General features: G+C 73.4%; 11 protein-coding genes. All 11 read right to left on the bottom strand.

Going from position 1 to position 12781, the window contains the following annotated elements:
- Window positions 1-58: 58 nt before the first annotated feature.
- Window positions 59-871, bottom strand: a complete 813-nt coding sequence (locus tag Actkin_RS28545) for a class I SAM-dependent methyltransferase (protein ID WP_258904939.1) — start codon at window positions 869-871, stop codon at window positions 59-61.
- Between the two features lie 5 nt (window positions 872-876).
- Window positions 877-1932, bottom strand: coding sequence for a zinc metalloprotease (locus Actkin_RS28540; protein ID WP_258904938.1), 1056 nt, complete (start codon window positions 1930-1932; stop codon window positions 877-879).
- A gap of 12 nt (window positions 1933-1944) precedes the next feature.
- Complete coding sequence (locus tag Actkin_RS28535) at window positions 1945-4047, bottom strand: hypothetical protein (protein ID WP_258904937.1); 2103 nt, start codon at window positions 4045-4047, stop codon at window positions 1945-1947.
- Window positions 4048-4851: a hypothetical protein gene (locus Actkin_RS28530; RefSeq protein ID WP_258904935.1), complete on the bottom strand. Its 804-nt coding sequence runs from the start codon at window positions 4849-4851 to the stop codon at window positions 4048-4050. It abuts the gene before it with no gap.
- A complete protein-coding gene (locus Actkin_RS28525; protein ID WP_258904934.1) occupies window positions 4851-5744 on the bottom strand; it encodes an MbnB/TglH/ChrH family RiPP precursor modification enzyme in 894 nt (297 codons plus the stop codon). Before Actkin_RS28525 ends, Actkin_RS28530 begins: the two co-directional genes overlap by 1 nt.
- Window positions 5745-5759: 15 nt before the next feature.
- Entirely contained in the window at window positions 5760-6362 is a 603-nt protein-coding gene (locus tag Actkin_RS28520) for a LysE family translocator (protein WP_258904933.1), read from the bottom strand.
- Window positions 6363-6387: 25 nt separating this feature from the next.
- The gene (locus tag Actkin_RS28515) at window positions 6388-8418 is read right to left on the bottom strand and encodes a B12-binding domain-containing radical SAM protein (protein ID WP_258904932.1); all 2031 of its coding nucleotides are present in this window, start codon (window positions 8416-8418) and stop codon (window positions 6388-6390) included.
- 68 nt (window positions 8419-8486) lie between these two features.
- On the bottom strand, window positions 8487-8618 hold the full coding sequence (locus tag Actkin_RS28510; RefSeq protein ID WP_229786688.1) for a TglA family RiPP precursor: 132 nt from the start codon (window positions 8616-8618) through the stop codon (window positions 8487-8489).
- 267 nt (window positions 8619-8885) lie between these two features.
- Window positions 8886-10340: a peptide ligase PGM1-related protein gene (locus tag Actkin_RS28505; RefSeq protein WP_258904931.1), complete on the bottom strand. Its 1455-nt coding sequence runs from the start codon at window positions 10338-10340 to the stop codon at window positions 8886-8888.
- Between the two features lie 155 nt (window positions 10341-10495).
- Window positions 10496-11356, bottom strand: coding sequence for an aldehyde dehydrogenase family protein (locus Actkin_RS28500; protein WP_258904930.1), 861 nt, complete (start codon window positions 11354-11356; stop codon window positions 10496-10498).
- Window positions 11349-12779: an aldehyde dehydrogenase family protein gene (locus Actkin_RS28495; RefSeq protein ID WP_189209702.1), complete on the bottom strand. Its 1431-nt coding sequence runs from the start codon at window positions 12777-12779 to the stop codon at window positions 11349-11351. Before Actkin_RS28495 ends, Actkin_RS28500 begins: the two co-directional genes overlap by 8 nt.
- Between the last annotated feature and the right edge of the window lie 2 nt (window positions 12780-12781).

Raw genomic sequence — 12781 nt, 5'->3', positions numbered from 1 at the left:
ATCCCCCTCGACCCGTCTGACGCACGCCGAGCCGCGCTCGCTCCCGCGGATTCCCACCCTAGGACACCGCGCCGCGACTGTCCGCGAAACGGGCCGGGACCGGTAGTTTCCGCGCCACGACCAGGTTCCAGGCCAGACCGAGGTCGGCGACGCCGTCCCGGCGCAGCCGCAGCAGGAGTCCGTCGAGCAGGCGCCGGACCCGCGCGCGGGCGTCGGGCGCGGCGTCGCGGAACGCGGCGTGCGATGTGGGGGCGAGGTGGGCGAACTCGGCCCAGTAGTCGTCGGCGGCGCCGAGCGGCCACGAATGGCCGAACGCGTGCGCGGCGATGTCGTCGAGACCGGCGTCCCGCAGCACGGCCGCGACCTCGCCGACGGTCGACTCGAACGGGCCGCGCACCCCGGGCGGCCGGAACATCGACGGGATCGCCGTCGCCACGCAGGACGCGCCCACCGTGATCAGCCTGCACCGCTCGGCCGGTCCCCAGATGTGCACCAGCAGCGCCCCGCCCGGCCGCAGGACGCGGGCGGCCTCGGCGACGACGCGGTCGATGTCGGGCATCGCCCACCACGCCGACAACAGCGTCGCCGCGTCCGCGCTGCCGGTGCGCAGCGGCAGGGCCAGCGCGTCGCCGCAGACGCCGGTGCCCGCCCACAGCGGGCCGAGCGCGAAGTCGACGCGCACCCCGACCGCCGCGCGCGGCAGCGCCCGCAGGAACGGCCCGCTGCCGCCCGCGATGTCCACGACCACCGCGCCGGGGCCGAGGGCCAGCAGGCGCGCGGCCGACCGCGCCACGGCCGCCGCGGCGACGCCCGCGCCGTCCCCGGCCACCGAATGGACGGTGTCCCAGTGTTCCCTGCCGTGGTAGTCCATCCGCGTCACCCGGCCAGGGCGCAGACCCACACCAGCCACAGGACGAACGCGGCCACCGCGGCCCGTCCGAGCACCGTGATCAGCGCGAACGCCGCGTAGCCGAGGGTGGGGACGCCCCAGCGCCGGGACCGCAGCGCCGCGAAGGAGCGGCTGCGCAGGTTCGCCATGCCGGGCAGGCAGGTGAGCAGCAGGTAGGCGTCGCCGTCGAAGCTCGGGATCAGGGTCGGGACGACGCAGACGGTGCCCGCCAGCACCAGCCACACGCCCAGCGTCGCGAGCGGGCCGGACAGCCACAGGGCGACGCCCACTGCCGCGTAGACCAGGCTGCCCAGCAGGCCCGCGGCCACCGTGACCAGCCGGGGCCGCCACGGCAGCGCCGACCACACCCGCTCGTCCGGCTCGGTCCAGGCGAACACGGCCAGGGACCGCAGCCCGATGCCGACCCGGCGCACCGGCACGCCGTAGGCGCGGCAGGCGAGCGCGTGGCCGCCCTCGTGGAACACCGAGGACAGCACGGTCACGACCAGGACGCCGAGCAGGCCCCACCCGCGCAGGGCGTCGGGCACCGCGGCGGCGAACTCGGCGAAGCGCGCCAGGAGCGCCACGACGGCCGCCAGCGACACCAGGCAGGCGAGCACGGCGACACCGCATCCGGCCAGCCAGGGAGCCCGGCGCAGCAGGGCGTCGAGCGCCCGCGTGGGATCGGCAGCGCCGACGTCGACGCGCTCGACCGCGGTGAGCACGCGCAGGGCGCGGCGGGCGGGCGACGGCCGGGCAGTGTCGTCGAGCACGCCCAGGGCGAGCAGCTTGGCCTCGAAGGCGCGCATGGACTGTGCCGTCGCAGTGCGCAGCCCGGCGCTCCGGGCGGCCTCGGCCACCTCGGCATATGTCCCGTCACCGGTGAACAGCCGGGCGACGTCCAGCACCGGGCCGCCGAGCACCCAGCGCGCGCGGCCGCGCGGGTCGGTGACGGCGAAGCGGCCGTCGTCGGCGGGCTCGACCACCAGCCGGGCGGGGAACCGGGCGCGCACGGACTCCGCCGCCGTCGCCCGCCCGGTCACGTCGTCCCCCGGTCAGACCACATAGGTCATGCGCAGCTCGCTGGTGTGGACGCCGAGGTCGTCGGCGAACCACAGCCGGTCCGGCCGGGGCGAGAACTCGGTGACGCGCAGCGCGGTCGCCGAGCGCGCCAGCTTGGCGAAGGTGTCGACGGCGATCGGCGACGCCCAGTCGAGGTAGACCGGCTTGGGCTCGGTGTCGACGCGGAAGAAGGCCCGCCGGGGCAGGCCGTGCTCCCCGGCCCAGGCGCGCAGCGCGCGGAAGTCGGCGAAGTCCTCTGCGGGTCGCGGCGCGTCCGGCAGCCCAGCGGGGTCCGGCGACCACGAGCGGCGGCGCGCCACGACCCCGCGGTAGGTCAGCCGGGCGGTGGAGTCCCCGCCCAGCACCGCGCCCGCGACCCGGAACATCACCTGCTGCAGGTCCGTGGACAGCACGCTGACCATGTCCTCCGTCCGCCCGCTCTCCCGGTCGACGAACCGCACCATCCCGTCCACCCGCCGCACCCGCCCCCGCCCGGCCGGGACGGTCCGCTCCGGCGGACACCGACTGGTCGCCCCGGGAAACACGACCTCGGTCAGCGACGTGCCGACCGGCCAGGCGAACTGGGACCGGTGATAGGCGGAGTCCGTGCCCGCCAACACGATCCGGCCACCGCAGAACACCCGATCGGCCAACTCCAGTGCGGCGTCGGCCTCGTCGAGGAAGGGAAGGGCGACCGGCTGCACGGCCGCCGCCACGCACGGGTGCACCTCCCCGAGCACCACGTCGCGCCCGGCGACGAGCACGTCCGGCGACATCACCCCGACGCCCAGCACCCCGGCGAACCGCCCGTGATGGGGGAACCGGGCGGCCAGCGCCGCGGCCACCGCGGCCAGGTCGTCGTCCGCGATGTGGTCGGGGCTCTGGGCGGTCGCGGCGACCTCGGCCCACGCGGCGTTGAGGAGCGTCCGCAGGGTCTCGGCGATCCGGCCGCGGACCGGCTCGATCGCTCCCGAGGCGCGCACCGCTTGCAGATAGGCCGGGAAATCGGTGTCCGACGCGCCCTCCGCTGCCTCGCGTTCGGCCGCCACGGCGGCGTAGTGCGCGTGCAGTCCGCTTGCCGCGCACTCGGCGACCAGGCGGTACAGGCGGAGCAGCGGGGGCAGGTCGTCGCGGAGGACGCGGGCGAGGTGGCCGCCCACCCGGAAGCGGACGTTGCGCTCGCAGTCCTCGTACACCGGCAGCCTGCCCGCGTACATGGTCCCCTTGCGCCGCGCGGTCTCCACGCCCGCCGCCGTGAGCACCGCCCGCATGCGGTCGAGCAGTTCCCGTCGCGCCAGCCCCGAGGTCTCCCGCTCGAAGCGGGCGCGCAGGGCCTCCAGCTCAGTGGTCACGGGCGTACGCCCAAGCGCGTGCTCGACAGCGTCCATGCCGCTCCCGGGCGGGATCGACACCTCCCGGCGCAGGACGCCCGCGGCGACCAGGCGGGCGACGCCGTTCTCCTCGGGCGGCGGCGTGCCGTCCCGCACCGCGCGCACGTACCGGGCCGCGGACACCGGCAGCGCGACGCGCTTGCCCACCGGCACGCGCAGGCAGTCACCATCGAGGTCGCAGGCCGGGTTCAGCCGGTACGGCGCCGCGGGGGCGGTCGCGGCCAGGGCGTCGGCCACCCCGCGCAGCACCCAGTGCTCGAACCGCACGGAGCGGCGCCGCAGCCTGCCCGCCGCCGGATCGAGGACGTCCAGCGCGATCCCCTCCGGCGCGTCCGGGTCGACCGTCCCCCACGCGAGCGGGCCGAAGAAGCTGCACGTCTCGTTCTTGGCGCACAACCGCTGCAGGTACGACCACCCCACGCGCAGCCGCTGCCGGGTGCGCACGGTCGGCTTCGCCAGGTCGGCCTCCGCCAGCGCGGCCATCCGGTCGACCACGTCCGCGTTGGACAGGACGAGGGCCTCGGTGACCGCGGGCTCGGTCATCCTGGCCGCCAGCACGGCCCGCGCCGCCAGGACCGCGCGCCTGAACGCCGCCGGGTCGTCGTACTCGGCGGACCCCGGCTCGGCCAGCCCCGGGCAGGCGAGGTCGTCCACCCACGAGAACGGGAACCCGGTCGAGCGCAGCCATGACCACGGGTAGAGCATCTAGTCGCTCCCGGGAGCGATCACGACCCCCAGCGCCACCAGCTTCTCCACCAGCCGCCCAGCGGGCATCTCCCCGGCCGCCCTCGGCACGGCCAACCCGCGCACCAGCGCGACAGCTGACTCCGGCACGGCGACGATCCGCCTGCGCAGGTCCGGCGGCGACAGGTACACCAGGAACGTGCGCGGTCCGGCGGGCAGGACGCCCACGCCGGGCTGGCCGCCGCGCAGCCACCCCGAGACGTCCAGCTCGGTCGTCACCGAGGTCACCGCGTCGTTGGCCGCGTACACGCCCGGCCGCGGGGTGAAGTCCGGCGGCGAGTGGGCGGCCCGGACCGTCACCGCCACCGCGGCCGACTCCAGCGCCGCCAGGTCGGCCAGCCCGTGCAGCCCGCCCACCTCCGGGTGCGCGCGCAGGAACTCCAGCACCCGTCCCCCGTAGGTGTAGACGTACGGGCCGAAGTCCCGCCAGCCCACCGAGTCGAGGAACCGCTCGGCCAAGGCGTCGATCTCCACGCCGTTCGCGCGCAGCAGCCGGTGCGTCAGCGGCGCGGCGGTCTCCAGCGCGTTGATGAACGAGCTGGTCATCCGGTAGCGGTAGTTCGCGATGAAGAACCGGGTCCCCGCCGGGGTCTCCGCGTACCGCTCGATGACCTCGCGGTCGGCCGGGCTGAGGCCCAGGGCGTCGGCGCGCTCGGCCAGCGTGCCCGCGAACATCGCCTCCCGCACCGCCTCCTCGCGCATCACCCGGCGCCACGCGTGCCACACGGTCCGGGCGTCGAGCCCGGTGCCGGCTCCGTCGGCCATCACACCGCGCCCCGGACGGCGGTCGCCTTGTCCCAGGCCGCCCGCGCCCTGGCCAGGTCCCGCACGATCATCGGCTCGTCGCCGGTGTCGAGCAGCCGGGTGCTCTCGTGGTGGCAGCGGCCCTGGTACTCCAGGATCACCGCGCCGGGCGTCACCCGCGCCAGCAGCCAGTCCAGCAGCTCCCACACCGGCTCGGGGACCGGGCTGTCGTGCCAGTCGTGGTAGAGCCCGTCGTGCCAGCTCCCGCCCGCCAGGTGCACCGCGATGACGCGGTCGAGGGGGATGGTGTCGAGGTAGTCCTCGATGTCGAAGTCGGCCAGGTTGAGCGAGTTGGCGTAGATGTTGTGCAGGTCCAGGTGCAGGAACGTGCCGGACGCCGCGACCAGCTCCGCCATGAACTCCGCCTCGCGCATGGTCGAGCCCGGGGTCCGCAGGTAGTAGGCGGCGTTCTCGTGCGCGAGCGGCACGCCGTAGAGCTCCTGGAGTCTGCGCGCGCGGTCGGCGACCCGCCGGACCTCGCGCGGGGAGAACTGGAGCGGGCTGCTCCAGATGTCCAGCCAGGAGTCGTCGCCGTAGAAGCTGTGGTTGGCCACCCACGGGCTGCCGATCGCCTTGGTCATCGGCACGTGCCTGCGCACGGCCGGGGTGTCGGCCAGCTCGCCGAAGCCGAAGTCGCAGCCGTAGTTGGAGTGCGCCAGCAGCAGGTGGCGGCTCCTGAGGTCCATCAGCCGCTCGCGGGCGCCGGGCAGGAACACCGTCGGGCCGTCGAGCGGGCCCATGAACGGGTCCAGCAGCACCTCGAACAGGTCGACCCGCAGCGACTCGAACGGGAACCAGTCCAAGATCTCGGGGTTGTACTGGATCCCCACCCCGATCGGGGCCGGTCTGTCCACCTCGTTCCCCTCCCGCTATGCGACCCAGGTCAGCGCGATCGAGACCGCCAGGGCCGCTCCCATCCCGACCTTGAACACCAGCAACCGGCCCGGCGAGGTCAGCCAGTGCCGGATCCCCGAGCCGAACAGCGTCCACGCGCCGACCGCGGGCACGCAGACCACCGCGAACACCGCGCCGACCGACAGCGCCCCGACGACCGGCCCGCCGTCCACGCCGTAGGCCCCGACGGCGCCCACGGCCATCGTCCACACCTTCGGGTTCACCCACTGCAGCGCCGCCGCCTGCCAGGCCGAGACCGGCCGCGCCGCCTGCTGCGCGGGGTCGCCGGGCGAGCCCATCCGCAGGATCTGCCAGCCCAGCCATCCGATGTAGACGGTGGCGAGCACGTGCAGCGCGACCCGCAGCCAGGGCAGCGCCGCGAACGCGCCGCCGAGGCCCGCGCCGACCACGACGATCACCGACGGGATGCCCACGGCGACGCCGACCGCGGCGGGCACGGCGGGCCGCAGCCCGAACCGCGCCGCGACCGACAGCAGCAACAGCGCGTTCGGACCCGGGGTGAACGTCGCGACCACCGCGAACAGCCCTAGTCGCAGCGTCCAGTCCCAGGCGAACACCGCAGTCGTGCCCCTCTTCGTTGTCCTAGGCAAGCAGGCCGACGTCGACCAGGCGGTCGATCGCCCGCCTGCTCACCGCAGGCGCGGCCGGTTGGCCGCGCAGGCGGTCGAGCAGGTCCGCGGTCCGCTCGCTGATCCGGTAGGAGACCGGGACCCGCACGTCCTGGTGGCCCGCCTTGACGGTGAGCGCGATGTGCGTGTCCGCCGTCCGCAGGTCGGCGATGTCGACCTCGGTGCGGCCCCGGTTGGCGATGATGAAGCTGGGCAGGTCGTAGCGGGACCGCATCAGCTCGGCGTGCAGGACCGGGCCGCCGTTCGACCGCGGCGCGGGCGGCAGGCCCTCGATCGCGATCCGGCCCATCCTGGTCTCGTACCGGATCAGCTCGGCCAGCTTGTCGAGCAGCTCCGGGTCGGACGCGGAGATCCGGGGCAGCAGCTCGTCGAAGGTGAAGCTCTCGAACAGCGTGCTGAGGTTGATCGCGCGCCAGCGGCCGTCCGGGGCGTGCCCGTTGTACGAGGTGGCCATGACCCGGTCGCGGCCAGCCCAGTCGACGAACTCGGTCACCAGGTCGCTGAAGCGCATCCCCGCCGCGCCCGGCAGGCCGAGCAGGCAGCGGATGGTGGTGCCGTGGAAGTGGTACAGGTCGGCCACCGCGAAGCCGAACGTCTCCAGCCAGGCCATCTCCCGCAGGCTGAGCCACGCCGTCTGGTGGACCATGTGGTCGGGCTCGCGGGCGAACTTGATGTCGTGGGCGTCCGCCTGCCGCTCGAACTCCGAGCCCGGCAGGATCGACAGCCGGAAGCACTGCATCCGGTGCGGGGCCAGCGAGTACGCGAAGTCGACGGTGGTCTTGAACTGCGCGACGCCGTCGCCGGGCAGGCCGTAGATGCAGTCGATCACCGCGGAGGACTGCAGCTTCGGCGTCAGCCGCGCCCAGGCCGCCCGGTACTTGTCCTCCTTGAACGGCCTGCGCATCAGCTCGGCGGCCTCCTGGGTCGCGCTCTGCATCCCGAACTCGACGGTCACCAGCGGGTTGAGCCGGACCAGCTCGTCGAGGATCGCGGCCAGCGCGTCGTCGATCAGCTCCAGCTTGAGCTCCAGCAGGAGGCTGAACGGCCGCACCCGGCCGTCGCGCAGGTGGTCGTTGAGGATGCCGAGGATCTCCGCGGCCCTGGCCTTGCGCATGTTGAACGTGCCGTCGCAGAACATGATGTGCGAGGGCTGGTGGCGCAGGATCGTGGTCAGCTCCTCGCGCACCCGGTCCATCGGGTACTCGCGCACGCCCTTGGACTCGCCCCAGATGCAGAACGAGCAGGAGTAGGGGCAGCCGCGCGAGGCCTCGTAGAGGAACGCGCCGCCGACGGGCAGCCGCGCGTCGGCCAGGTACGGCGAGGGGATGGCGTCGAGGTTGTCGACCAGCTCGGCGTTCCCGGTCTCGTGGTAGGCGAAGCCCGATGGCAGCACGCCGGTGCCGTCGAAGCGGTACAGCGTGTCGGCGTCGTCCACGGCCGCCCAGTAGGCCAGGCCGGGGATGCGCGACAGCGCGGGGGACCCGACGACCAGGTGGCGCAGCAGCCGCTGGAAGGTGATCTCGGCCTCGTTCACCACGCAGATGTCGACGCAGCGCTCGCGCTCGAACACCTGCGGGACGTAGAAGCCGCGGATCTGCTGGCCGCCGTAGACGACGGTGATGTGCGGCCACAGCTCCTTGATGGCCTGGGCAAGCCGGTTGACGAACTTGATGTTCCAGATGTAGCAGGAGAACCCGACCACGTCGAACCCGCGCTCGTGCACCCAGTCCAGGACCCGGAACAGCTCGTCCTTCTCCGCCGCCGCCGTCTTCGGCGTCGCGGCGCAGTGCTGGTCGAACCGGACGTGCTCGGCCACCAGGTCGTCCCGGCGGGCGTAGTTGATGAGGTTCCACAGCGCCAGCGAGGTGTCGGCCTCCCAGTTGTAGGCCACCAGGCCGACCCGGAGCGACCTGGTCTCGCCGTCCTCGTCGACGGGCGCGTCGTCGCACGCGCGGCGGGGGGTGATCGACAGGTACTGCACCATGTGGCCCTCCACAGGGCTCGCCGAAGACGGCCCGTCGCCCCCCGCGGGGGCGCGGCGGGCGGGACCGGTCAGCCGAAGACCTTGCTCTCGATCACCTCGATGTCGTCGAGGTCGAACTCCTCGATCTCGCCGTCCACGAGGTCGGCGCCCTCGCCCACCGGGTGGTCGGTGGAGTCCACGCCCGCGGAATTCTCGCTCACGGAATTACCCCCTGAATTGCGCGGAAGGAATGCTCTCGGCAACGCGTCGTCGTTGTCGCCGTGCGTGATCGTCTAACTTGGGAAGATATGGCGTCGCCTGGGGGCTGTCAAGAAGCCTAAGGTGTCACGCGGTGACCGAGGGTGAGGCTGAGTTCTACTCAGTTCCCGTTGTCCCGCCGGGAATCCGCAAGTCCACATCGGACTCTATCGGCTGCGGAAATAGGCCGTTCCGGTGGCCGCCGATCGGGCGTACCGGACCCGTTCGGCCTAGGCCTTTTCGACCGTGACGACCAATTCCAGCAGTTCCCGCATCATCCGATCGGCCGCCGAGCGGTCGGGGGCGATACACACCGCGCCGAACTTGCCGTATTCGTACAGCGCGCTCAGCAGGTGCAGGACGACGCCGGTCTTGGTGCGATGGTCGTAGTGCAGCGGCGACTCGCGCAGCGCCGCGATGAGCTGCCGGGGCCGGAGCCCGACCAGCCGGGGGTCGGAGATGCCGTCGGAGGCCTCGTAGACCCGCTCCACGCCGTCGACCATGAGCCTGCCGTCGGCGTCGGGCAGGACGTCGAGCAGGCTCGTGGCCATGACGAACCCGTGCTTGGTGCCGGTCGAGCGCAGGTTCAGCTCGCACCCGACGAGCCGCCAGCCGGTCGCGTCGGGGACGGCGAGGAAGTCCACGCCGTAGTCGCCGCGGCGCACGCCCCGCTCGACCAGCTGCTTGCCGACCCGGACGCCGAGGTCCATCACCGCGGCGCGGTAGGCCGCGTCGGCGGGGAACGAGCTGCCGACGTAGGTCTGGCCGCCGCCGAGGACCTGGTCGTGGGTCGAGACCGCCACCACCTCGTCGCCCACGATCGTGCCCTGGAAGCTGGGGCTGCGCAGGTCGGCGTCGGCGAGCATCTCCTCGGCGATGGCCCCGGAGCGCCCGATCGCCTCGGCGAACTGGTCCCAGGTGAGCTTGGGGTCGACGAGCGCCGCGGTGGGCAACGCGGCGAGCACGCCCGCGCGGTCGAGCGGGCCGTCCAGGCGCAGCAGGGCGTTCCCCATGCCCGCGCCGTACTCGGTGCTGCTGAGCTTGAGCACGAAGTCCCGGTGCCCGCGCTCGGCCAGGGCCGCGACGCCCTCGGCGAGGTCTTCGAGCGTGCGGCACTCCTCCGAGCCCTCGGCGACCGGCACCCCGGCCGCATCGAGCAGCCGCCTGCCCTCGGCCTTGGTGCCGAGCGGGATGAACCGCGCCTCGGCCTGGTCGGTGTCCACGCCGAGCCGCGCGGCCAGCTGCTCAAGGTTCTCGGACGGCTCGAAGGCGCTCAACCAGACCCGCGCGCCCGCCGCGCGCTCGCGCTCGACGAACTCCGCGATCCGCGCGCGCAGCGCGGCGGCCTCGGCGCTGTCCTCGTCGAGCAGCTTGTCGCTGAGCCACCGGGACGACCGGTCGGCGAGCCCGCCCACGACGACCCGGTCCTTCGCGGGCTTCACCCGCCCGTCGTCCTCGTCGGGCAGCAGCCGCAGGAAGTAGTCGACCTGCTCGTCGGCGTCGAGCAGCCCCGGGGCGGTGACGGTGAACAGCGCGCCGCCGCCGCGGGCGACCACGGACACGATCGCCGCGCCGACGGGCCGTTCCGGGAAGAGGGTGGCGCCGCTGAGCCGCTCCAGCAACGCGGGGCTGCATTCCCTGCTCTGCACGGAGACGACCGCTGGGTAACCGCTGACGGGAGACATCGGGCTCACGTCCCTTCGCCGAGGATCTGCCGTGGGTCATCAGATCGACACGGAACGTTATCAGCCCTGGCGAGCGGCCTGTGACGCGCGCCCTAATTGGTCTCTCCCCGCTGCTGGCGGCCTCTTCGTGACGAGCAGTCACGTCGGCCGGACAGCTACACGCCCATCGGGTGCCAGACGGTCTTGGTCTCCAGGAACGCGCGCAGGCGGGTGATCCCGGGCTCGGCGGTCCAGTCCGGCTCGGCCGAGCGCAGCACGCGCTTCACCGACCCCGCCGCGGCCCGCTCCAGCTCCGCCCGCAGCTCCTGCGGCGCGCCCACCAGGTCGACGGCGTTGACGTCGGCGTGCGCGGCCAGCCAGGGGGCCAGCTCCGCGGTGTGTCCGGTGAGGACGTTCACCACGCCACCCGGGACGTCCGATGTGGCCAGCACCTCCGCCAGCGTCACCGCGGGCAGCGGCCGGTCCTGGCTCGTCACCACGACCGCCGTGTTGCCGGTCGCGATCACCGGGGCCAGCACGCTCACCAGCCCCAGCAGCGACGAGCCCTGCGGCGCCAGCACGCCCACCACGCCGGTCGGCTCGGGCACGGAGAAGGAGAAGTACGGGCCCGCCACCGGGTTCGCCGCGCCCAGCACGGTCGCGACCTTGTCGGTCCAGCCCGCGTACCAGACCCAGCGGTCGATCGCCGCGTCCACCAGCGCTGCCGCCCGCTTGGCAGGCACGCCCTCGCCCGCGGCGACCTCGGCGCAGAACTGCTCGCGCCTGCCCTCCAGCATCTCCGCGACCCGGTAGAGCACCTGGCCCCGGTTGTACGCCGTCGCCCGCGACCACTTGCCGAACGCGGCCCGCGCGGCCACGACCGCCTCGCGGACGTCCTTGCGCGACGCCTGCGCCGCGTTGGCCAGGAACCGGCCCCTGGCGTCGGTCACCGGGTAGGTCCGGCCGGACTCCGAGCGCGGGAACGCCCCGCCGAGGTACAGCTTGTACGTCTTGGACACCGTCAGCCGATCAGACATCTAGGTACGCCTCCAGACCCGCGCGGCCGCCCTCGCGGCCGAAGCCCGACTCCTGGTACCCGCCGAACGGCGCGGTCGGGTCGAACCGGTTGAACGTGTTGGCCCACACCACGCCCGCGCGCATGCGGTCGGCCATCCACAGGATGCGCGAGCCCTTCTCCGTCCAGATGCCCGCGGACAGCCCGTACGGGGTGTTGTTGGCCTTGGCGACGGCCTCGTCCGGGGTGCGGAAGGTCAGCACGGACAGCACCGGGCCGAAGATCTCCTCGCGGGCGATCCGCATGGCCTGGCTGACGTTGGCGAACACCGTTGGGGCGAAGAAGTAGCCCTTCTCCGGCACCGGGCACGGCGAGGTCCAGCGCTCGGCGCCCTCGGACTCACCGGAGGCGACCAGCTCCTTGATCCTGGCGAGCTGCTCGCCGGAGTTGATCGCGCCCACGTCGGTGTTCTTGTCCAACGGGTCGCCGACGCGCAGCGTGGACACCCGCGTGCGCAGCTTGGCCAGCAGCTCATCGGCCACCGACTCCTGCACCAGCAGGCGGGACCCGGCGCAGCAGACGTGGCCCTGGTTGAAGAAGATCCCGTTGACGATGCCCTCGACGGCCTGGTCGAGCGGCGCGTCGTCGAAGACCACGTTGGCGGCCTTGCCGCCCAGCTCCAGCGTCAGCTTCTTGCCCGTGCCCGCCAGCGACCGCTGGATGACCTTTCCGACCTCGGTCGACCCGGTGAACGCGACCTTGTCGACGCCCGGGTGGTTGACCAGCTCGGCGCCGACGTCGCCCGCGCCGGGCAGGATGTTGACCACGCCCGGCGGCAGCTCGGCCTGCTGGATGATCTCGGCGAGCACCAGCGCCGTCAGCGGGGTGGTCTCGGCAGGCTTGAGCACGACGGTGTTCCCGCAGGCCAGCGCGGGCGCGATCTTCCACGCCGCCATCAGCAGCGGGAAGTTCCACGGGATGACCTGGCCCGCGACGCCCAGCGGCCGGGGGCCGGGGCCGTAGCCCGCGTAGTCGAGCTTGTCGGCCCAGCCCGCGTGGTAGAAGAAGTGCGCCGAGGCGGTCGGCACGTCGACGTCGCGCGACTCCTTGATCGGCTTGCCGTTGTCCAGGCTCTCCAGCACGGCCAGCTCGCGGGCGCGCTCGGCGATCATCCGGGCGATCCGGTAGATGTACTTGGCGCGCTCGGCCCCGGGCATGCGGCCCCAGACCTTGTCGTAGGCGCGGCGCGCTGCCTTCACGGCCCGGTCGACATCGGCGGCGCTCGCTGTGGAGACCTCGGCGAGCACCTCCTCGGTGGCCGGGTTGACCGACTTCAGCGGCTCGCCCCCGCCCTCGACGAACTGCCCGTCGAGGAACATCCGGTAGCTCGGCTTGAGGTTGGCGATGGCCCGCGACTCGGGCGCGGGCGCGTAGTCCCAGGTCATGG

The organism is Actinokineospora sp. UTMC 2448 (genome assembly GCF_024760565.1).
GTDB classification, from domain to species: domain Bacteria; phylum Actinomycetota; class Actinomycetes; order Mycobacteriales; family Pseudonocardiaceae; genus Actinokineospora; species Actinokineospora fastidiosa.
The sequence above is the reverse complement of the archived record's forward strand: the minus strand, read 5'-3'. Positions and strand labels throughout refer to the sequence as shown.

Excerpts from the sequence above, each read along its gene's own strand:
- Actkin_RS28545 (WP_258904939.1), bottom strand. The coding sequence starts at position 871 with ATGGACTACCACGGCAGGGAACACTGGGACACCGTCCATTCGGTGGCC.
- Actkin_RS28500 (WP_258904930.1), bottom strand. The coding sequence starts at position 11,356 with ATGTCTGATCGGCTGACGGTGTCCAAGACGTACAAGCTGTACCTCGGC.
- Actkin_RS28535 (WP_258904937.1), bottom strand. The coding sequence starts at position 4,047 with ATGCTCTACCCGTGGTCATGGCTGCGCTCGACCGGGTTCCCGTTCTCG.
- Actkin_RS28530 (WP_258904935.1), bottom strand. The coding sequence starts at position 4,851 with ATGGCCGACGGAGCCGGCACCGGGCTCGACGCCCGGACCGTGTGGCAC.
- Actkin_RS28505 (WP_258904931.1), bottom strand. The coding sequence starts at position 10,340 with ATGTCTCCCGTCAGCGGTTACCCAGCGGTCGTCTCCGTGCAGAGCAGG.
- Actkin_RS28495 (WP_189209702.1), bottom strand. The coding sequence starts at position 12,779 with ATGACCTGGGACTACGCGCCCGCGCCCGAGTCGCGGGCCATCGCCAAC.
- Actkin_RS28515 (WP_258904932.1), bottom strand. The coding sequence starts at position 8,418 with ATGGTGCAGTACCTGTCGATCACCCCCCGCCGCGCGTGCGACGACGCG.